20 protein-coding genes are annotated in these 20757 nt (G+C 70.1%); 12 read left to right on the forward strand and 8 right to left on the reverse strand.

Annotated elements, in window-relative coordinates; all coding sequences use genetic code 11:
* The first annotated feature begins 133 nt into the window (after positions 1–133).
* Positions 134–2746, forward strand: a complete 2613-nt coding sequence (locus AC1DE0_RS07735) for an ATP-binding protein (protein WP_478098889.1) — start codon at positions 134–136, stop codon at positions 2744–2746.
* A 134-nt stretch (positions 2747–2880) separates the two neighbouring features.
* Here AC1DE0_RS07735 and AC1DE0_RS07740 read toward each other — a convergent pair whose 3' ends face one another.
* Both AC1DE0_RS07740 and AC1DE0_RS07745 read right to left on the reverse strand, forming a co-directional pair.
* Positions 2881–3351, reverse strand: coding sequence for a YdeI/OmpD-associated family protein (locus tag AC1DE0_RS07740; protein WP_478098892.1), 471 nt, complete (start codon positions 3349–3351; stop codon positions 2881–2883).
* Positions 3352–3610: 259 nt separating this feature from the next.
* Positions 3611–4093, reverse strand: a complete 483-nt coding sequence (locus tag AC1DE0_RS07745) for a toll/interleukin-1 receptor domain-containing protein (protein ID WP_478098894.1) — start codon at positions 4091–4093, stop codon at positions 3611–3613.
* A gap of 474 nt (positions 4094–4567) precedes the next feature.
* Here AC1DE0_RS07745 and AC1DE0_RS07750 point away from each other — a divergent pair, with 474 nt between their 5' ends.
* The 4 genes from AC1DE0_RS07750 to AC1DE0_RS07765 are packed head-to-tail and all read left to right on the forward strand — an operon-like array spanning position 4568 to position 8510.
* Positions 4568–5254, forward strand: a complete 687-nt coding sequence (locus AC1DE0_RS07750) for a nucleotidyltransferase family protein (protein ID WP_478099567.1) — start codon at positions 4568–4570, stop codon at positions 5252–5254.
* A gap of 60 nt (positions 5255–5314) precedes the next feature.
* Entirely contained in the window at positions 5315–6202 is an 888-nt protein-coding gene (locus AC1DE0_RS07755) for an AAA family ATPase (protein WP_478098897.1), read from the forward strand.
* Between the two features lie 18 nt (positions 6203–6220).
* Positions 6221–7336 carry a vWA domain-containing protein gene (locus AC1DE0_RS07760; RefSeq protein WP_478098901.1) on the forward strand — a complete coding sequence of 372 codons (1116 nt, stop codon included), beginning with the start codon at positions 6221–6223 and terminating at the stop codon, positions 7334–7336.
* The gene (locus AC1DE0_RS07765) at positions 7329–8510 is read left to right on the forward strand and encodes an XdhC family protein (protein ID WP_478098904.1); all 1182 of its coding nucleotides are present in this window, start codon (positions 7329–7331) and stop codon (positions 8508–8510) included. Before AC1DE0_RS07760 ends, AC1DE0_RS07765 begins: the two co-directional genes overlap by 8 nt.
* 101 nt (positions 8511–8611) lie before the next feature.
* Here AC1DE0_RS07765 and AC1DE0_RS07770 read toward each other — a convergent pair whose 3' ends face one another.
* The 3 genes from AC1DE0_RS07770 to AC1DE0_RS07780 all read right to left on the reverse strand — a co-directional run bounded on the left by AC1DE0_RS07770 (position 8612) and on the right by AC1DE0_RS07780 (position 10755).
* Positions 8612–9559: a hypothetical protein gene (locus tag AC1DE0_RS07770; RefSeq protein WP_478098908.1), complete on the reverse strand. Its 948-nt coding sequence runs from the start codon at positions 9557–9559 to the stop codon at positions 8612–8614.
* The gene (locus AC1DE0_RS07775) at positions 9556–10071 is read right to left on the reverse strand and encodes an RNA polymerase sigma factor (protein WP_478098912.1); all 516 of its coding nucleotides are present in this window, start codon (positions 10069–10071) and stop codon (positions 9556–9558) included. The genes AC1DE0_RS07770 and AC1DE0_RS07775 overlap by 4 nt, the downstream gene beginning before the upstream one ends.
* A 216-nt stretch (positions 10072–10287) precedes the next feature.
* Positions 10288–10755: a PaaI family thioesterase gene (locus AC1DE0_RS07780; protein WP_478098914.1), complete on the reverse strand. Its 468-nt coding sequence runs from the start codon at positions 10753–10755 to the stop codon at positions 10288–10290.
* A gap of 84 nt (positions 10756–10839) precedes the next feature.
* Between AC1DE0_RS07780 and AC1DE0_RS07785 the strand changes: the two genes are divergently transcribed.
* Both AC1DE0_RS07785 and AC1DE0_RS07790 read left to right on the forward strand, forming a co-directional pair.
* Positions 10840–11577: a FadR/GntR family transcriptional regulator gene (locus AC1DE0_RS07785; protein ID WP_478098918.1), complete on the forward strand. Its 738-nt coding sequence runs from the start codon at positions 10840–10842 to the stop codon at positions 11575–11577.
* Positions 11577–12404, forward strand: a complete 828-nt coding sequence (locus AC1DE0_RS07790) for a sterol desaturase family protein (protein WP_478099570.1) — start codon at positions 11577–11579, stop codon at positions 12402–12404. Before AC1DE0_RS07785 ends, AC1DE0_RS07790 begins: the two co-directional genes overlap by 1 nt.
* A gap of 162 nt (positions 12405–12566) precedes the next feature.
* On the opposite strand, the gene mgrA is transcribed toward AC1DE0_RS07790, so the two are convergent.
* Entirely contained in the window at positions 12567–13610 is a 1044-nt protein-coding gene (mgrA, locus tag AC1DE0_RS07795) for an L-glyceraldehyde 3-phosphate reductase (RefSeq protein WP_478098920.1), read from the reverse strand.
* Between the two features lie 153 nt (positions 13611–13763).
* Here mgrA and AC1DE0_RS07800 point away from each other — a divergent pair, with 153 nt between their 5' ends.
* From AC1DE0_RS07800 to AC1DE0_RS07815, 4 genes are read left to right on the forward strand one after another with little or no spacing between them, the layout of a single operon-like run.
* Positions 13764–14246, forward strand: coding sequence for a (2Fe-2S)-binding protein (locus AC1DE0_RS07800; protein ID WP_478098923.1), 483 nt, complete (start codon positions 13764–13766; stop codon positions 14244–14246).
* Positions 14243–16738, forward strand: a complete 2496-nt coding sequence (locus AC1DE0_RS07805) for a xanthine dehydrogenase family protein molybdopterin-binding subunit (protein ID WP_478098925.1) — start codon at positions 14243–14245, stop codon at positions 16736–16738. Before AC1DE0_RS07800 ends, AC1DE0_RS07805 begins: the two co-directional genes overlap by 4 nt.
* Positions 16735–17592: an FAD binding domain-containing protein gene (locus AC1DE0_RS07810; RefSeq protein WP_478098927.1), complete on the forward strand. Its 858-nt coding sequence runs from the start codon at positions 16735–16737 to the stop codon at positions 17590–17592. Before AC1DE0_RS07805 ends, AC1DE0_RS07810 begins: the two co-directional genes overlap by 4 nt.
* 7 nt (positions 17593–17599) lie before the next feature.
* Entirely contained in the window at positions 17600–18370 is a 771-nt protein-coding gene (locus AC1DE0_RS07815) for an SRPBCC family protein (RefSeq protein WP_478098929.1), read from the forward strand.
* A gap of 81 nt (positions 18371–18451) precedes the next feature.
* Here AC1DE0_RS07815 and AC1DE0_RS07820 read toward each other — a convergent pair whose 3' ends face one another.
* Together AC1DE0_RS07820 and AC1DE0_RS07825 are read right to left on the reverse strand one after the other, a co-directional pair.
* Positions 18452–19075 carry a class F sortase gene (locus tag AC1DE0_RS07820; protein WP_478098931.1) on the reverse strand — a complete coding sequence of 208 codons (624 nt, stop codon included), beginning with the start codon at positions 19073–19075 and terminating at the stop codon, positions 18452–18454.
* 50 nt (positions 19076–19125) lie between these two features.
* Positions 19126–19335, reverse strand: coding sequence for a hypothetical protein (locus AC1DE0_RS07825; protein ID WP_478098933.1), 210 nt, complete (start codon positions 19333–19335; stop codon positions 19126–19128).
* A gap of 765 nt (positions 19336–20100) precedes the next feature.
* On the opposite strand from AC1DE0_RS07825, the gene AC1DE0_RS07830 reads away from it, so the two are divergent.
* Positions 20101–20754 carry an NAD(P)-dependent oxidoreductase gene (locus AC1DE0_RS07830; protein WP_478098935.1) on the forward strand — a complete coding sequence of 218 codons (654 nt, stop codon included), beginning with the start codon at positions 20101–20103 and terminating at the stop codon, positions 20752–20754.
* Positions 20755–20757: the final 3 nt, after the last annotated feature.

Raw genomic sequence — 20757 nt, forward strand, 5'->3', positions numbered from 1 at the left:
CGTCGTGCAGGCGTGACGGTGCTCGTGGCGGCTGGACTGGCGCGGCAGCGGGAGTCGAATACCGGCGCTGGCAATGCTGGGTAGCCGAGGGGATTATCGAAAGATGGCTGGGGTGTCGGGTGGGTCGGTGTCGATGGTTTTCACCGACATCGAGAGTTCGACGCAGCTGCTGCTGAGTCTTCGCGAGCGGTACGTGGATGCTCTCGAGCTGCATCGCCGGGTTCTCCGTCGGGCGTGGACGGCATACGAGGGCAAGGAGATGGGAACCGAGGGCGACAGTTTCTTCGTCGTGTTCGAGGATCCGTTGGCCGCTGTGCACGCGTGCTTGCAGGCCCAGCGTGAGTTGGCGACCCAGGACTGGCCTGCGCACCGACCGGTACGTGTGCGGATGGGGGTGCACACCGGCAATCCGATGCCTTACGGGGACGGGTTCGTCGGGGCTGACGTGCATCTGGCTGCCCGTGTGTCGGCGGCGGCACACGGCGGCCAGATCGTCCTTACCAGAGCGACGTTCGAGCCGGTCGCAGCGCTAACCGGGGTGGATGGTCGCGGTACCGACCTCGGATGGCATCGCTTACGGGGGTTCCCAGAGCCTGTTCACCTGTACCAGCTGACCGTTCCCGGGCTGAAGTCGCAGTTTCCGCCGCTGAAGACCCTCGGGGCGAAGGCCTCGCTGCCCCCCATGGACGCCGGGCCGCTGCTGGGGCGGGATGCCGACCTGCAGGCGCTGGCTGCCCTCATCTCGAAGCCCTACACGTGTCTGACGCTGACCGGGCCGGGAGGTGTGGGCAAGACACGGCTCGCGGTGGCATTGGCAGCCAAGGTGTCGCTCGACTTTCCCGACGGCGTCTTCTTCCTACCGTTGGCAACGGTCACCACTGCCGCCGGGCTGTGGCGGGGCCTCGTCGAGGCTCTGGGTGTTCCGGGCGAGCCAACGACGAGCTCTGGCTTCCTCGAGCGGTTGGCACAACAACGAGCCCTTGTCGTGCTCGATAACCTCGAGCAGATCGTAGACGGTCCGGAGGCCGTGAGCGCCCTGCTTAGAGGGGCGCCCGCTCTTGGCGTGATAGCCACATCTCGCCGTCGACTCCACGTGCGCGGGGAACGCGAGTACGTGGTGAGACCGTTGGGCGTACCCGATGGCGGCGATGCCGAGATGCTGAACGCCTCGCCGGCAATCGAACTTTTCTGTCAACACGCGAGAACGGCCCGTGCCGGGTTCAAGCTCACGGATGAGAACGCGTCGGACGTTGCTGAAATCTGCCGGCGGTTGGACGGACTCCCGCTGGCGATCGAGATCGTCGCGCGGCGCACTCGGATCATGTCTCCGGCGGTGCTGCTCCGAGAGGTGACGGATGCCTTGGATGTCGTCGACCCGCTGGTGGGCAGACCTCCTCGCCAACAGACGCTTCGCCGGACCGTGGGCTGGAGCTACGACCTGCTGACGACACGCGAGCAGGCCACCTTTCGCCGTCTTTCCGTTTTGGTCGCGGGCGGCTCTGTCGATGCGTGCTCGGCGGTGGCCGGTGTCGACGCTTCTCAGGACGTATTGGCCGATGTCGAGTCGCTGGTGGAGGGGAGTCTGGTTTTGGTCGACGACGACCCCCTGGGGGAGCCGAGAGTGCACATGCTCCAGACCGTGCGTGCGTTCGCAGGCTCAGTGCTCGAGGGATGCGGGGAGGCCGACGGGGCCAGACGGCGGCAGGCGGAGTACCTCCTCCACTTGGCCACGGACTTCTGGTTCAGCAGAGGCACCCCCGACACGCCTGCAAGGCGCCAACGCCTGCAGATGGAGTCAGCCAACCTGCGCGCCGCCCTCGCGTGGGCTCTCGACGCTGCCACCGACAAGCGGTCTGCACAAGACACCCGCCTCGGCGTTCGGCTCGCCGCATATCTCGGCTCGTTCTGGTTCGGTATCGGCGCCTTCGCGGAGGGCCGAGCATGGCTGCTGCGTGCCCTCGACATCGACACGGGCGAGCCCACACCCGAGCGAGCGGCGCTCTTGTGCAGTGCGTCCGAATTTCTCGGCCCGGCCGACAACCAACGACGCCCAGCCCTCGAGGAGGCGGTCAAGATCAGTCGCGCTTTGGGTGACCCGAGACTCGAGTCGGAGGCAATGACCGCACTAGCCCGTCACGCCACCGATGCCCACGAGTTCGATCGAGCCGACCAGCTGGCCCGTCAATCGGCGGCATTGGCCACGGCCCATCGTGATTGGAACCACCTCTGGGGTGCGCTGCAGGCACGAACCTTCCTGGAGCTTGAACGAGGAGACTACGCCCAGGCCCTCGACATCCTGACGAGCGCGCGGTCCGTTGCCGCCCGGGCCGGCGACGAACTCGGCTTCATCCTGGCGGAGGCATGGTCCGTTATGTGCCTGGCTTACCTTGGCCGGGTCGACGAGGCCGCAGTTCGGCTCGTCGACATGGTCCGTGCGGCCCCCGCCGTGGAACAACCCTTGTGGGCGCTCAACGTTTCGAGCGTGGGCGCGCATGTCTGCGCGCTCTTGCACGACCACGCCCGGGCCGCGAGGCTGGCAGGCGCGTACTGGGGCGCATTGAAGCGCGCCGGAGATGTTCTCGATTCGGAGGCGGAGGAGGAATGGCTTCGGGAGACCTCGCTGGCCGCAGCCAGGACTGCCCTTGGGTCCCAGCGGTGGGGCGCCGCTGTCGCAGAGGGCGAGAGACTCACCATCACGGCCGCGCTAGCCGAGGCAGCCCACGCCGGCGCGGGCGACACTGACTGACACGTCGGAATGTGACCGCCGGTATGCGCAGATAGACGCGTCCCGCCGGATGCCAGGACTGGTCGCCCACAGGCCGGCTAGATCGGAGAAATGGACCTTGCTCACCGCATCCTCAGAAGCGGGTTGTGCCCGCCCTATCGTTGCTTGCCGGCCACGAAGAGGCCGACCGCCTTGTCGATGCGTCGCTGGCGAGTCTCCGGTGCCTTGGCCGCGTTGATGTTGTCGACGTGGTACCGCTGCAAGCTGTTCGCGAGGCCGTCGAAGAACTGGCGGGCTGCTTCCTGACCATCCATGGCAGCTGCGAAGTCGGCGGGCACATCCACATCGCGCGGAGTGTCCGCGACTCTCAGGTTCACCGAAATCGGGTCGCCGCCTCCCAACCCCGTGGCGGCGCGAACGGCAGAACTGAGACCAATGAGGTACTGACCGCCCATGACGGCGACCGTGCTGCGGTATTCATAGCCGTTCACGCTGACTAGCACTGGAGGGCGCTTACCGCGCCCCAGTTGCTCAATGACCTCGTCCGGCACCGGGATGCCGGTGTTGTTGCCACTTGCCCTCACCGTCGTTTCGAAGGTCACACCTTCGTGCTCGTCAACCGCCATTTGGCCCCCTCGGCCTCATCGGTCATGGTTCCAAAATCCTATCGCCGGCAGGCGCAGTCATCGCCATGTCGGGTGAGCGGCACGCTCCGCCCGGCCGACTAGCGGCGTTGTGACGCAACTCGCCACTCAACCGGTCACGGGGGCGACCGGATCCGTCTGACCTGGCCAAAGTCCATGGGATGGGCGAGATGGATCGGTCCTTGCTGGTCCGGGCGTCTGCCTTGTGGCGGCCGGCGAACTGACGGGCGGTCCGAGGTTGCTAGACGGTGACCAGTTCGGCGACCTTCTTGGCGATGTCCTCCATGGAGTCCTCGGCCGTGCTCAAGCCGTTGCGTGAGCCGAGGAGCGGGCTTACCGACCGAATCTCGTCATAAGTAACGCCGTGAGCGACCGGGATCAGTAGGTCTCTAGACAGGAGTTCTGAGAGCTCCTTTTCTGACACGCCTCCGCTCTCGATACGTCTGAGGAACGCAGGGGTGATCAGGACGAGGCCGATTCGTGTCTTGGCCAGTCCCTTGTCGATCTCTCGCATGAAAGGCTGGCCGAGGACGATGTCCTTTTCGCTGAACCAGACAGAGACATCTTCGGCTTCGAGGAGGTTGTGCAAGTCAGTTGCCGTCTCCCTCCGATCGTCCCAGGCGTGACAGAGAAACAGGTCGTACGACTCCGCTCTCGCTCCAAGTGCCTCGACCTTGTTGCGATAACGGTCCAGCGCCGAGACCTCGTCCACGGTGTAGGTCACCCGCGAGGTCGCCGGCGACCACCTGGGCCGCGCGGATCGACTACCACCGCCTCCGCTCGAGGAACCGCCACGGCGGGAGGTTGGGGTGGGCGACGAGTAGTAGGACGGCGGCGAATAGTAGGACCGGTATGACGACTGTCCCCCACACGCGGGGCAGTTGGCGCGACCGCTTGCGGTGCGGTGACCTTCGCGAGGAGCTGTGCACTGAGCCATGCGGCGAGAGTACGAGCTAGCCCCGACAGCCGGGCTCGCGCCACGTCGCGCGACGACCACGGTTCGTTCCTCCCCAGCGTCTGCAGGATCGCTCTGTACACATGAACGTGGCGGAGTGACACGCCCCAAGCGGGCGGGGGGATGCGGGTCGTCGCTAAGGGCTTGGCGGCAACAGCGGCCGGCTTCGTGGGTAGGTTCACGAATATGAGCGACCTGGAGAATGGCCCCCCCGCGGCCGCGGTGCATGGGCGAGCTGCTCACGTGCGCGGTCTCGTCCTTGCAGCTGGGGCTGGACGGCGGATGGGCGGTCCGAAGGCCCTGGTCCGCCGGCACCCGGACGAGCCGACACTCGTCGAGCGCGCCGTGAGTCTGCTTCATGCCGGTGGGTGCGCGGGCATCACGGTCGTCGTTGGCGCTGCCGCCGACGAGGTCACCGCGATCGTCACCGCCCTCGGCCGCGACGTCGACGTCGTCCGCTGCCCCGACTGGGAGGAAGGCATGGGCGCCTCCCTCCGCTCCGGGCTCACGGGGCTCGCCCGAGCCACGCACGAGGGTGAGGGCTGCGTCGATGCGGCCCTCGTGACCCTCGTCGACCTGCCCGACCTGACACCAGAGGTGGTCGCTCGGGTGCTCGACACGGCACGGCACGTCGACAACCTCCACTCCCCACATCCGGACCCCGACGCGCACGCCGTCGAGGTCGACGAGCCGAGCGGCCCGTCGGCCGCCGACCTGCGCGCGACACTCAGGCGGGCGGCATACGAGGGCGTCCCGGGGCACCCCGCGCTCATCGGGCGCGACCACTGGGAGGGCGTCATCGCGACGGCGGTGGGCGATCACGGCGCGCGACACTACTTCCGCACCACGGAGCACGAGCTTGTCGAGTGCGGCGACCTGGCCACCGGCCGCGACGCCGACACCCCTGACGAGCTCAACACGACCCGCTGACCCCAGCGCAGAACGGCCCCGCCGCTTCCACGAGCCTCGATGATCAGCGATGCTCAGGGCATGGATCACCTGTTCGCGAGTGCCGACGACGTCACGACCGCCCTCCGCGGCACGGGCTACCTTGCCGACGAGGCGCTCGCGACCGTCACCTTCCTCGCCACCCGGCTGAACCGCCCGATCCTGCTCGAGGGCGAGCCGGGCACCGGCAAGACGGCGCTGGCCGAGTCCCTCGCGCAAGCACTGGACCTCAAGCTCATCCGCCTCCAGTGCTACGAGGGCATCGACGCCACGCAGGCCCTCTACGACTGGGACTTCCCGCGCCAGATCCTGCACCTGCGCACCGTCGAGGCGATCAGCCGCGACGAGCGCCGCGACCCCAGAGAGCTTGAGTCCGAGCTCTTCGACGAGCGCTTCCTCCTCGCCCGACCGGTGCTTCGGGCCCTGCGCGTGGCCCCGTGCGTGCTGCTCATCGACGAGATCGACCGCGCCGACGACGAGTTCGAGGCGTTCCTCCTCGAGGTCCTCTCCACCTGGCAGGTCACGATCCCCGAGCTCGGCACCGTCAGCGCCGCAACCCCGCCGATCGTCGTGCTCACCTCGAACCGCACCCGCGAGCTGCACGACGCCCTCAAGCGCCGCTGCCTCTACCACTGGATCGACCACCCCGGACTCGCGCGCGAGCTCGAGATCGTCCGCACCCGCCTGCCCGAGGTGAGCGCAGCCCTCGCCGAGCAGGTGGTCGCCCTCGTCCAGCGCCTGCGCACCGGCGGCGAGCTCATCAAGCCGCCGGGCGTCGCCGAGACCCTCGACTGGGCCCGCGCCCTCGAGACCGTCGGCGCGACCCGACTCGACGCGGAGGTCGCGGCCGCGACGCTCGGCGCAGCCCTGAAGTACCGCGAGGACTCCGAGCGCATCCGGGCCTCGCTCGACAAGCTGCTCACCGCCTGAGGCACGGGCCACAGACCCATGACCAGCACCGACCTCGACCTCGCGCCCGACGAGCTGCTCCTCGGCTTCGCCCGCGCCCTGCGCGCCGCCGGCCTCGCTGTCACGGCCGACCGCGAGCGCACCTTCCTGCTCGCCGCCGCGACCGTCGGCATGGGCGAGCGCGCCGGCATCTACTGGGCCGGGCGCTCGACCCTGACCGCCACGCCCGCCGACTTCCCGGCATACGACGAGGTCTTCGAGCGCTGGTTCGGCGGCGAGGCCATCCCGCGCGGACAGCGCGTCGACATCGTGCGGCCCCCCGTCCGCCAGGCGCCGCTCGACAGTGGCGAGGGGGAGGGCGGCCCCGACGACGACACCGACACCGTCCAGGCGCGAGCCAGTGCCCAGGAGGTGCTGCGCCACCGCGACATCGCGACCCTGAGCGCGGCCGACCGCGCGGCAGCAGCCCGCCTCTTCGCCTCGCTGGCCCCCCGCGCCCCCCTCCGCAGGGCGCGCCGCCACGTCCGAGCGACGACAGGCGCCGTCGACGGGCCCGCCACCCTGCGCGAGCAGCTGCGCCGCATGGGCGAGCCCGGGCGCATCCACCACCGCCGTCGCGGCGTGCGTCCCCGCCGCATCGTCCTGCTCATCGACGTCTCCGGGTCGATGAGCCCGTATGCCGACAGCCTCCTTCGCCTCGCCCACGCCTTCGTGCGCGCGGTGCCCCACGTCGAGGTCTTCACGATGGGCACCCGCCTCACCCACGTCACGCGGGCCCTGACGGAGCGCGACCCCGACCGGGCGCTCGCCGCCGCCGGCCGCGTCGTGCCCGACTGGTCGGGCGGCACCCGCCTCGGCGACTCCATCGGCGCMTTCCTCGACCGCTGGGGCCGGCGGGGTATGGCCCGGGGCTCCGTCGTCGTTGTCTTCTCCGACGGCTGGGAACGCGAGGGACCGGAGGTGCTCGGTGAGCAGATGCGACGCCTCGCGGCCCTCTCGCACCGGGTCGTCTGGGCCAACCCGCACCGCGGCAAGGCCGGCTACGAGCCGGTGCAGCAGGGCATCGTCGCGGCCCTGCCGCACATCGACGACTTCGTCGCGGGCCACTCGCTCGCGGCGTTCGAGGAGCTGATCGAGGTGGTCTCCCGTGCGTGAGGTGATGGACGAGCTGATGCAATGGTGGTCCGCCGGCGAGACCATCGGCGTGGGCACCGTCGTCGGCACGTGGCGCTCGGCCCCGCGCCAGCCCGGCGCGTCGATGCTCGTCGGCCCCGACGGCGAGGCGGTCGGGTCGGTCTCCGGCGGGTGCGTCGAGGGCGCCGTCTACGAGCTCGCCCAAGAGGTCGTCGGCAGCGGACACCCGGTGCTCCAGCGCTACGGCGTGAGCGACGACGACGCGTATGCCGTGGGGCTGACGTGCGGGGGCATCCTCGACGTGTTCGTCGAGAAGGTGAACCGCGAGACCTTCCCCGAGCTGGGTGCCGTCGCCGACGACATCGAGGCCGGACGTCCCGTCGCCGTGGTCACCGTGATCGAGCACCCCGAGCCCGGCTGGGTCGGGCGGCGTGTGGTCGTGCACCCCGAGACCGAAGGCGACGAGACGGCATCCGTCCTCGGATCGCTGGGCAGCGGCCGAGCGGACGACGCCGTGCGCGACGACGCGAGAGGGCTTCTCGCGCAAGGGCGCTCGGCCATCCTCACCTACGGGCCGGATGGTGAGCGACGCGGCGAGGGCATGCGGGTCTTCGTAGCCGCCCACGCGCCGAAGCCACGGATGCTCGTCTTCGGCGCCATCGACTTCGCAGCGGCCGTGGCTCGCGTCGGTGGCTTCCTCGGCTACTACGTCACGGTCTGCGACGCCCGGCCCGTCTTCGCGACGAAGACGCGCTTCCCCGGCGCCGACGAGGTCGTCGTCAAGTGGCCGCACGACTACCTCCAGAACGAGGTCGACGAGGGGCGCATCGACTCGCGCACCGTCATCGCTGTCCTCACCCACGACCCCAAGTTCGACGTGCCGCTGCTCGAGGTCGCGCTGCGCCTGCCCGAGGTGGCCTACATCGGGGCGATGGGTTCGCGGCGCACCCACGAGGACCGCCTCGAGCGGCTGCGCGAGGCCGGGCTCGCCGACGACGAGCTCGCCCGGATGAGCTCTCCGATCGGCCTCGACCTCGGCGCGCGCACCCCCGAGGAGACGGCCGTCTCGATCGCCGCCGAGATCATCGCGCTGCGCTGGGGCGGAGCCGGCGAGCGTCTCGCCACGACCGACGGCCCGATCCACCACCACCATCCCGCCCACGACACCCCCCACGACTCCGAGCCGCAGCACTGACGATTCTCCGAAGCAACCTAGAGGACACTCCGTCCTGACAGCGAGACCGTGCGGTCGCGCTCGGTGCGGACGGAGTGTTCTCTCGATCGGGCGGGCTCAGTTCAGTTGAGGCGGATCCACTGGTCGCCGGCGCGGCCGAGCCGGGCGCAGCCGCCACCGTCGAGCACGGTGTCGAACGCGTTGTAGCGCGTCGTCGTCGGCCGGTAGGTCGCCGTGCACTTCGCATCGTCGGCGGCGGTGACGGTCACCCGGCCGTCTGGGGCGACCGACAGCCGACCCTTGCGGTTCCGGTCGACCTGAGCCGGGTCCCGCACCTCGTACTCGCCTGTGCCCGTGATCGTGAGCACCCGGCCGGTGCCCTGCAGCAGCCAGGTGCCCCTGAGGACGCCGACCCCCTTCACGGGTGTGGCGGGTCGCGCCGGCCAGACCGACGTCAGGGCTTCGCTCGCCGGCGACAGCGGGGAGATCCGGGTGAGGTCCAAGGGGTCGCCCTTCTGGAGGTCGCACATCCGTCCCTGGGTCGGCGTGCTGGTCGCCACGGTCGCGCGCAGGTGCCCCTCCGGTGAGATCGAGGCGTCGAAGCGCGTGGTGCAGTCGGGCGCCTCGGTGTCGGTGATCGTGAAACCACCCGGGACCAGGGCCAGCAGGTGTGTCGCCTGCGGGAGGAACAGGTCGTCGGGGCCGCTGTCGATCGCGAGGCCCTGCGGAGTGAAGCTCCAGAGGAAGCCGGACGGGTCCTGCCCCTGCTGGGGCTCCTCGCGCCAGATGCCAGCGAGCTGGGTCATGGTCGGCGCCGGGGGCGCGACGGGCACCGGCACCGTCGGGGGCCGGGAGCGCAGGGCGAGCGCACCGAGCACCACGCCGGTGACGACGCACGCCGCCACGGCCGCCTGGACGATCCTGGTCCGTCGCCGCTGGCGCGCGGCCTGGTCCTTGGCCTGCTTCTGCTCGAGCTCGCGCCCGAGCCGGTCGATGTCATGGGAAGTCATCTCGAGTCCCTCTCCGTACGCGCGCAGCAGCTCGCTGACGCGGCGCTCGGTCGCGCTCATCGTGATCCCTCCAGTCGTGCCTGCAGCGTGGCCAGACCGCGGTGTGCATGTCGTTTGACCGAGCCGATCCCGATCTCGAGCAGGGCTGCGGTCTCCTTCTCGCTGAGCTGGAGGTAGTAGCGGCAGGTGATGACCTCCCGCTGACGCCGGGGCAGCTGACGCACCTGCCCTGCGAGTCGGCCGGCCTCGTCGTGCGCGACGACCTCGGCTGACGCGTCAGGCACGGGTTGCCCCCACGTGAGGCTGGCTCGAAGGAGCGGTTCGCCTCGCCGCGCGCGGATGGCGCGACGCTGGTCGGACCGGCACTGGTTGATGACACCCGCGCGGAGATAGGCCACGGCCGACTCCTCATTGCGCGGCGGCCAGGCACGGAAGAGGGTGAGGAAGACCTCCTGGACGGCCTCCTCGGCGCGGCCGCGGTCGCCCAGCAGGAAGTAGGCGAGACGGACGAGCTCGACGCAGTGCGACCGGAAGAGCCCGGCCAGGGCCTGCTCCCTCGTCCCTGTTGTCACCACTGAACCCGTGCGAGTCCCGTCCGTCGCCATGTCCACCTCCGAGCAACCGTGTGTCAGAGGTGAAGTCGCTCGTCCTCCTCAAAGGTTGACACGGCCAGCGCAATTGTCGAGGGCCGTGCGTCCCTCACGCGCCGTACCGCCCTCGCCGCGCAGAACGGCGTCCGCACCGCGACATGTTCGGCGCCCTCGCTGGCCGAGCCACGGGACGACGCGTCAGGGGCGGGGGCGCCAGCGCTTCCAGGTCGCGGTCGCCTGGGCTCGCACCTTGCCGTCGAAGCACAGCTCGACCTCGACCGTCATCTGCGGCTCGGACGCCTCGACAACGGCGGCGAAGAGCTCGACCGGGTCGTGCAGCGGCGCGGGCCGCAGGTAGCGCACGTCGAGACCGGCGGTGACGTAGGAGAGGTCGGCTCCGGGCAGCGGCGGCCAGCCGCCGCGCTCGGCCTCGAGCATGACCGCGGCCGCGCTGTGGCAGTCGAGAACCGTGCCGATGATGCCGCCGTTGAGGTAGCCGAGGCCGTTGTCGTGCTCGGGCCAGGGTGTGAACGAGGCGCTCACCCCGTCCGCCGCGCTCTCGCCGAGCGGGAAGCTCTTGAGCTGGAGTCCCTTGTCGTTGGCCTGGCCGCAGCCGAAGCAGGGCAGGTCGGGATACAGGCGTTCCTGGATGCTCAGTGCGGGCATGGCGCTCAACCTACACAGCGGCCTGGGTCACAAATTGGTCCAACCTCTTGATGAGTTGATGGGCCAGGTGTCATGGTGGCGCGCATGAGTCAGAGTGGATTCGGCCCCGTCGCTCGTCGTTCGGTGTCCGACGAGGTGTTCTCCGAGCTGCGCGACGCCGTGCTCACCGGCCGGTTCGCGCCCGGCGACTCCCTGCCGCCCGAGCGCGAGCTCGCCGCCTCGTTCGCCGTCAACCGGCACGCCGTGCGCGAGGCCCTCCAGCGGCTCCAGACCGCCGGGTTCGTCAAGGTGGCCCACGGCGGCGGCACCCGCGTGCTCGACGTCCGCAGCAGCGCCGGCCTCGACCTGCTCGCCCACCTCGCCCGCTCCGGCGAGGGCCTCGACCCGACGATCCTGCGCGACGGGCTCGAGATGCGCCGGTGCATCGGTGTCGATGCTGCCCGCCTGGCCGCGACCCGCGGCACGGCGGAAGGCCACCAGCGCATCGTCGCCGCCGCGACGGCATACGGCTGCCCCGACATCGACGACGCCGACCGCACCTTCTGGCTCGAGGTCGTCGAGACGAGCGGCAACTTCACCTTCCGGCTCGCCCTCAACTCGCTCATGCACGCGATCGACAGCGCGCCCGGGTCGCTCGACGCCCTCCTCGCGGCCGACCGCGCCGACCTCCTCCCTCACGCTCCGCTGGCCAAGGCCATCGCGGACCGCGACGGTGCCGAGGCCGCCCGCCTCGCCGACGCGATCCTCACCCAGGCCATCGACGTGTGGGCCTCCCTCACCGACGACGGCCGCACCCTCGACCACCTCACCCGGGGCGCGTGATGGTCAACCTCATCCTCACAGCGATCCCCTTCTTCATCGCGTTCATCGTCGTCGAGGTCGCCTCGCTGTGGTTCGCACCCGACGACGACGAGGTCGGCTACGAGGTGCGCGACACGGTGACGAGCCTGTCGATGGGCATCGGCAGCGTGGTCGTGGGCATCGGCTACAAGGCGCTGCAGCTCGTCGTCTACGGCGCCCTGTATGCCGTCACGCCGCTGCGCCTCGACACCTCGCTGTGGTGGGTGTGGGTCGTCATCTTCTTCCTCGAGGACCTCGCCTACTACTGGTACCACCGCTGCCACCACGAGGTGCGCATCCTCTGGGCCAGCCACGTCGTGCACCACTCGAGCCAGCGCTACAACTTCTCCACGGCACTGCGCCAGACGTGGACCCCCTTCGGCGGCATCCCGTTCTGGGCCCCGCTCGCGCTGCTCGGCGTGCCGCCGTGGGCCATCTTCCTGCAGCAGTCGATCTCGCTGCTCTACCAGTTCCTCCTGCACACCGAGCGGATCGAAAAGCTCTGGCGCCCAGTCGAGCTCATCATGAACACGCCCTCGCACCACCGCGTCCACCACGGCATGAACAACGGCTACCTCGACCGCAACTACGGCGGCATCCTCGTCGTCTGGGACCGCCTCTTCCGCTCGTTCGAGCCCGAGGGCGAGCGCGTCGTCTACGGCCTGACGAAGCAGCTGCGCACCTACAACCCGCTCGTCGTCGCCACCCACGAGTACGCCTCGATCTGGCACGACGTCAAGGCAGCCCGCTCCTGGCACGACCGCTGGGGCCACGTGCTCCGCGGCCCCGGCTGGCAGCCGAGCACCTGAGCGGATGCCGTATGCCGTATGCCCGGGTCCGGGTCCGCCACGTCACTGCTGCACGTGGCGCAGCAGTGACGTGGGGATGTGGGGATAGCGTGCCGGGACCGCGGCCAGGCGCGGCCCCGGCCACACGGCATACGTCCTCGGGGGTGTGGGTCAGTGCCTGGGTCAGTGGGTGCTCGACCGCTTCCAGAGGTTGATGCCGCCCTCGACGGCGTGCTTGTCGATCTTGTCGAGCTCCTCCGTGGAGAAGTCGAGGTTGCCGAGCGAGCCGAGGCTGTCCTCGAGCTGGGCGACCGACGAGGCGCCGATGAGCACCGACGTGACGCGCTGGTCGCGCAGGATCCACGCGAGCGCCATCTGTGCGAGGGACTGTCCGCGTGCCTTGGCCATCCGGTTCAGCGCACGCACGTGCTTGAGGTTCTGCTCGCTCAGCAGCTTCGGCGACAGCGACTTGCCCTGCGACGCACGCGAACCCGCTGGCACGCCCTTGAGGTACTTGTCGGTGAGCATGCCCTGCGCGAGCGGGCTGAACGCGATGCACCCGACCCCCTCGTCGCCGAGCACGCCGAGCAGGTCCTCCTCGACCCAGCGGTTGAGCATCGAGTAGCTGGGCTGGTGGATGAGCAGCGGCGTGCCCATCGAGCGGAGGATCTCGATGGCCTCGCGAGTGCGCGGGCCCGAGTAGCTGGAGATGCCGGCATACAGCGCCTTGCCCGAGCGCACCGCCGTGTCGAGCGCGCCCATCGTCTCCTCGAGCGGCGTCGTCTCGTCGAAACGGTGGGAGTAGAAGATGTCGACGTAGTCGAGGCCCAGCCGCTCGAGCGACTGGTCGAGCGAGGCGAGGACGTACTTGCGGCTGCCGCCGCCCTGGCCGTAGGGCCCCGGCCACATGTCGTAGCCGGCCTTGCTGCTGATGATCAGCTCGTCGCGGTAGCGCTTGAAGTCCTGCGCGTAGATGGTGCCGAAGTTGCGCTCGGCACTGCCGTAGGGCGGGCCGTAGTTGTTGGCGAGGTCGAAGTGCGTGACCCCGAGGTCGAAGGCCCGCCGGAGCGTGGCCCGCTGGCGGTCGAGGGGCACGTCGTCGCCGAAGTTGTGCCACAGGCCGAGCGAGACGGCCGGCAGGTCGAGGCCGGAGCGGCCCGTGCGGCGGTAGGTCATCGAGTCGTAGCGGCTGCGGAGTGCCAGGTAGTCGTCGGCGTGGAGAGTCATGCACGACAGTCTTGCGTATGCCGCCGGGTCGGCCCGGTGCGTCCGCCGGCAGCGGTCGCCACGGGTTCGCCCGGTGCCCTTGTGCAGCAGTCGACTCCGAGCCAGACTCACCGTGGGGAAGTCAACTGCAGTGCGGCAGGAGGACAAACAGCAATGACCCGTATCAATGTGACCGTCGACGGGGTGAGCTATTCCGACGAGGTCGAGCCCAGGACCCTTCTGGTCCAGTACCTCCGCGAGAACCTGGGCAAGACCGGGACCGTCGTTGGGTGCGACACGAGCAACTGCGGTGCCTGCACCGTGCACCTCGACGGCACGAGCGTGAAGTCGTGCAACGTCCTCGCCGTCCAGGCGGACGGTCACGAGGTGACGACGATCGAGGGGCTCGCCGCGGATGGCGAGCTCCATCCGGTTCAGCGGGCCTTCCACGAGACCCACGCCCTGCAGTGCGGCTACTGCACGCCGGGCATGATCATGCAGGCCTGCGACCTCCTCAAGGAGAACGCCGACCCGAGCGAGCAGGAGATCCGTGAAGGCCTCGAGGGCAACCTCTGCCGCTGCACCGGCTACCACAACATCGTCAAGGCCGTTCAGCAGGCGGCCAAGGACCTCAGCTCGCAGGCGGTGAGCTCATGACCGTCACCGAGGACCGGCCGGCCGACGCCGCCGACGCGCCCGCGCGCGAGATCGGCAAGGCGCGCACGCGCAAGGAGGACCAGCGCCTCATCACCGGTCGCACGCGCTGGACCGACAACATCCAGCTTCCCGGCATGCTGCACCTCGCCATGGTGCGCAGCCCCTTCGCTCACGCCACCATCAGGGCCATCAACACCGACGAGGCGCGAAGGGCGCCGGGCGTCGTCGGGGTCGTGACGGGCCAGGACATCAAGGACGGTCAGGGCCTGGTCATGACCGCCTGGCCGCTCAACGGTGAGCAGAAGTCCCCCGACCACCTGCCCGTCGTCATCGACCACGTCGCCTGCGCCGGCGAGATCGTCGCGGTCGTCGCGGCCCGCACGGCCGCCCAGGCCCGGGACGCCGCCGAGCTCGTGGACGTCGACTACGACGAGCTGCCGCCCGTGCTCGACCTCAAGGAGGCCGTCAAGGACGAGGTGCTCGCGCACCCTGACCTCGGCACCAACACTTCAGCGGTGTGGACCCTCGACTCCGCCGCCCAGGGGTCGGGCACCGACGTCGAGGACGAGATCGCCAAGGCCCGCGAGGACGGCATCGTCGTCGAGCGCGAGTTCCGCCAGCAGCGGCTCATCCCCTCGTTCATGGAGCCGCGCTCCACCGTCTGCGATCCGACCGGCGAGCAGATGACCGTGTGGTCCTCGACCCAGGTCCCACACATCCTGCGCTTCTTCGTCGCGGCCACCACCGGCATACCGGAGTCCAAGGTGCGCGTCATCGCGCCCGACGTGGGCGGTGGCTTCGGCGGCAAGCTGCAGACGACGCCCGAGGAGTTCGCGACCATCGCGGTGGCCCGCCGGCTGGGGAAGCCGTGCAAGTACACCGAGACCCGCTCGGAGTCGCTGCTCTCGGGCCACCACGGCCGCGACCAGTGGCAGAAGCTGACGCTCGCCGCCCGCAAGGACGGCACCGTCACCGGCCTCAAGGTCGAGCTGCTCGCCGACCTCGGCGCGTACGTCGGGGTCGTCGGCGGCGGCACTCCGGTGCTCGGCGCGTGGATGTTCAACTCCATCTACAAGTTCGCCGCGTACCACTTCACGGTGCGGACACTGCTCACCAACAAGACGTGGGTCGACGCCTACCGCGGGGCCGGTCGCCCCGAGGCGACGTTCGCCATCGAGCGGATGATGGACGAGCTCGCGGCCGAGCTGGGCCGCGACCCGCTCGAGGTGCGCGAGCAGAACTGGATCACCCACGACGAGTTCCCCTTCACGTCGGTCGCGGGCATGACCTACGACTCGGGCAACTACGAGGCAGCCACCGCCAAGGCCAAGGAGCTCTTCGGCTACGACGAGCTGCGCGCAGAGCAGAAGCAGCGTCGCGACTCGGGCGACCCGGTCCAGCTGGGCATCGGCATCTCGACCTTCACCGAGATGTGCGGCCTCGCCCCGTCCCGGATCCTCGGCGTGCTCAACTACGGCGCCGGTGGCTGGGAGAGCGCCAGCATCCGGATGCTCGCCACGGGCAAGGTGGAGGTCCTCACCGGGGTCTCGCCACACGGTCAGGGCCATGAGACGGCGTGGAGCCAGATCGTCGCCGACCGGCTCGGGGTGCCCTTCGACGACGTCGAGGTGCTGCACGGCGACACCCAGATCTCGTCCAAGGGCATGGACACCTACGGCTCGCGCTCCCTCGTCGTGGGCGCCGAGGCCGTCGTCCGAGCGGCCGACAAGGTCATCGAGAAGGCCAAGGTCGTCGCCGCCCACCTGCTCGAGGCGAGCCTCGACGACATCGAGTTCGCGGCCGGGAAGTTCGCTGTCAAGGGCACCGACAAGGGCATCTCGATGCCCGAGGTCGCGCTCGCGACGTGGACCGGCCACAACCTGCCCGACGGCGTCGAGCCGAGCCTCGATGCCGCCGCGACCTTCGACCCCGAGAACTTCTCGTTCCCGCACGGCACCCACCTGTGCGCGATGGAGGTCGACACCGAGACCGGGGCCGCGTCGATGCGCAAGTACGTCTGCGTCGACGACATCGGCACGATCATCAACCCGCTCATCGTCGAGGGGCAGGTGCACGGCGGCCTCGTCCAGGGCATCGCGCAGGCACTGTGGGAGGGCGCCGAGTACGACGACCAGGGCACGCTCGTCACGGGCTCGTTCGTCGACTACACGCTGCCGACGTCGGCCGACACGATCAGCTTCGTCACCGACCACACGACGTCTCCGTCGACCTACACCAAGCTAGGCACCAAGGGTGTCGGCGAGGCCGGCGCCATCGCCTCGACCCCAGCGGTCGTCAACGCGATCGTCGACGCGGTGCGCCACCTCGGCGTCGACGACATCGTCATGCCGTGCACGCCGGAGCGGGTGTGGAAGGCGATCCAGGCCGGTGCCCCGGTCAACACCGAGGGTGAACGCGACGCTGCACCGCACTTCGACGAGGGTGCGCCCAACCAGGATCCCGGCGCCGCGAGCGAAGGGAGCGACCAGTGATCCCCGCACAGTTCGACTACCTGGCACCGACGTCCGTCGCCGACGCAGTGGCGGCACTCGCCGAGCACGGCGACGAGGCAAAGGTGCTGGCCGGTGGCCAGTCGCTCCTGCCGATCCTCCGGATGCGCCTCAACGCACCCGGCGTCGTCATCGACCTCGGGCGCATAGCCGAGCTCCAAGGCATCTCCGAGGACGGTGACCACCTCGTCATCGGGGCCATGACCACGTATGCCGCCGTGCTGGCCTCCGAGGCCGTGTCGACGCACGCGGCCCTGCTGTCCAAGGCGATCGCCACCGTGGCCGACCCGCAGATCCGCCACAGGGGCACGGTGGGCGGTGCGCTCGTGCACGCCGACCCGGCGGGCGACGTCGGCGCTCCGGCGCTCGCCCTGGGGGCCGATCTGGTCATCGCGGGGTCTGGTGGCTCGACCCGCACGGTCGCGGCTGACGACTTCTTCGAGGACCTCTTCACCACGGCTGTCGGCGAAGATGAGCTGCTCACGCAGATCCGCATCCCGAAGCACACCGGGTGGGGGGCACACTACGAGAAGTTCGTCCGCGTCAGCCACCAGTGGTCGATCGTCGGCGTCGCGGCCACGGTGCGCAGCGAGGGCGGCTCGATCGCCGAGGCGCGGGTCGGCCTGACCAACATGGGCTCGACCCCGTTGCGGGCCAAGGCGGTCGAGGAGGCGCTCGTCGGCAAGCAGGCCACCGACGAGGCCGTGCGCGCCGCCGTCGCCTCGGTCGCCGAGGGCACCAACCCGCCCTCCGACCTCAACGGCGACGCCGACTACCGCAAGCACCTCGCCACGGTGCTGACGCGGCGCGCGGTCCTCGCCGCAGCGGGAGCGTGATCGCCGGATGGAGCTGACGCACTCCTTCACCGTGCCGACCTCGGTCGACGACGCGTGGGCCCTCTTCATGGACCTCGAGCGGGTCGGCGGTTGCTTCCCCGGGGCGACCGTGACGGAGGTGACCGACGACGGCTTTTCCGGCACGGTCAAGGTCAAGCTGGGCCCGATCGCTCTCGTCTACTCCGGCTCCGGCTCGTTCGTCGAGCGCGACGACACGGCCCATCGTGCCGTCATCGAGGCGAAGGGCAAGGACAAGCGGGGCAACGGCACCGCAGGCGCGACCGTCTCGATCCAGCTGGCTCCCGATGGCGGCGGCACGCGGGCCGACGTGACGACCGACCTCGCGGTGACCGGTAAGCCGGCACAGTTCGGCCGCGGCGTCATGCAGGACGTCTCCGACAAGCTGCTCCAGGCCTTCGTCGCCTGCATCGAGAAGCAGCTCGGGGCGGCCGGGGGCGGGGGCGAGGCCGCGGCCACTCCGGCGGCAGCGGGAGCGGCCGCGGCGTCGGGCTCGGGCGTGCCGGCTGCAGACGACTCTCCCGCAACGGGATTCGTCGAGACCGGCTCCGACGCGCTCGCGGCCGACACGCGTCCGCGGGTGGCGACGGCGTCGTCATCAACCCCGCGCCGGGTCACCTCTGAGGTCGAGGAGGACGCGCCCCTCGACCTCGGGTCGGCGGTCATGCCGGTGCTCATCCAGAGGTATGCCGGCTACGCCGCGGCCGCCGCCTTCGGCGTCGTCCTCGGCTGGCTCATCGGCCGCAGCTCCCGCACCTGACCCGCCCGTTCCCCAATCGAAAGAACACTCCGTCACCGGCCCGTGCGTGACGGAGTGTTCTCTCGATCGGGGGAGTGCGGGTCACGGGTGGATGCGCGTGGCGACGAGGACGCTGATGTCGTCGTACTCCTCGCGCGCTGAGTCCCACCGGCCGCCACACGTCGTGAGGAAGAGTCGCTCGGGCCCATCCGTGTCGTAGACGTGCTCCGACGCGACGATGCGCGGGTAGTCGCGCTCTGCGTCGACGGCCGGCCACACGCGCTGCACCCGGTACGAGCAGACGGACCCGTCCGGCTGAACCGTCTGGATGAGCTGTCCGGCCCGCGCACGCATCGGGAAGTCCTCGCCGAACACGGCAGAACCATCGCGGTAGGTGTGGCCGTCGAGCAGCACCGTGCCGGAACCGCTGCCGGGACGGGGACCAGCGGCGTACCACCCGATCCGGCCGGTGTCGGTGGGGTTGCCGAGGCGACGCACTCCCGCGGCGCCGCGGTCGAGACCGATCCGCTCGACCTTCGCGTCCACGCCCAGGGCGGCGTAGACGACGCGTTGCGGTGCACCCGCACGGCAGCCGGGACCCTCGGCGCCGGCCACCGGGGCCCGAGGCCTGGCCGCCCCCTGCGCGGCGGCGCCGGCCTGGGCGAGCGGTCGGTCGACGAGGAACCAGGCTCCGCCCCCGACGAGGACGGTGATGAGCAGGGACATCGCCGCGCGAGCGGCAGCCGCGCGACGATGCCTGCGGTGTCGGCCGCCGATCAGTCGACCTCGGCGGTGCTTCGCCCGCGACGGCGAGTCCGCACGGTGAACAGGACGCCGGCCAGAATGAAGAGGCCGAGGCCGACGATGACATCGAGCGTGCTCGTGCGGTCCGCCGCCTGGCCCGTGCCGCCGGTGTCCGGCGCGCCATCGCCGAGGGCCGGAACAGCGGCGAGCGCGACGGTCGCAGGTGCCTCGACGCCACCCACCCCGCCGACCACGGCCTCCGTCGCGACCCGCTGGGCGGCCGTGGTGATGGTCGAGCCACTCTGGACAACGGTGCTCGTGACCGGCGCTGCGGGAGTGGCAGCAGCGGTGGTGGCCGGCGTGGTGGGCGCGGCGCTGACGGTCGTGCGCGTGCGAGCGACCGGACCTGCGGCCGACTCGGGTCACGGTCGTCGGGCATGCGGTCGTAGGTGCCGCGGCGTCGAGCGAGACCACGACAGAACGGAACTGGCCGTCGGAGAAGGTGTCGCCGAGTGCGGGTGCGACGCCTCGGTCGTTCGTCAGAGAGGCTGCGTCGACGTGGATGGGGTTCTTGCCCCGCTTGAGCACCTCGTCGGCCCCGGGCTTCTGGACGTACTTGCAGACCCACACCTTGTGGGGGTCCCGGGCGGTTGCGGACGCCGACTGGAGGCTGAGGCTCCAGTCGCCTGCTGCGGCGATCGTGGCGACGACGAAGAGGGTGGTGGCGCGTGAGGGTGCGACGACATGGATGGTTCTGGGCATCAGTGAGTGCGCATCCGGGCAGGGCGGCGCACAACCAGTCAGGTCACGAGCCGCGAACGTGGAGGGTGTTGCAACGCAAGGAAACTCAGTGACCGTGAGGGCGGCCGGCGAACCGTGGCGAGGCGGCAGGCGCCTCAGCCGAGAGAGAACCTACACGAACGCGAAGGCCCTGACGCTTGGAGAGATCGTCGGTTTCGCCACTCTGCCCTCGGGTAGTTCCGGTGTCGCTCTGCGATGGTGGAGTCATGTCACGAGTTCTCATCATCGGCGGCCACGGCAAGGTCGCACTTCTCGCCGCCCCGCTCCTCGTCGCCGACGGCCACCACGTCACGTCCGTGGTGCGCAACCCCGACCACGTCGCCGACGTCGAGGCGACCGGTGCGACCGCTGCAGTGCTCGACGTCGCATCCGCGACCACGGAGCAGCTCACCGACCTCGTGCGCGGCAGCGACGTCGTCGTGTGGTCAGCCGGCGCGGGCGGTGGGGACCCAGCGCGTACGTACGCCGTCGACCGCGACGCCGCGATCCGCTCGATGGAGGCGACTGCCGGGGCAGGGGTCGACCGCTACGTCATGGTCTCGTACTTCGGTGCAGGCCCCGATCACGGTGTGCCGCAGGACAACCCGTTCTACGCGTACGCCGACGCGAAGACGGTCGCGGACGGCTACCTCGAAGGAAGCGACCTCTCCTGGACCCTCCTGCGTCCGAGCGCCCTGACGCTGGACGCCGCGACGGGACACATTGAGGCCGGTGACGGGGTCTCGGCCGGTCAGGTCTCGCGTGACAACGTGGCGCACGTCATCCGGTCGGTCGTGGCGCATCCCGAGACGACGTCACGTCGCGTCATCGCCTTCAACGACGGGCTGTCCCCGATCGACGAGATCGTCACGGGCGCCTAGGCG

It is taken from the genome of Terrabacter sp. 05T424, from assembly GCF_056396225.1.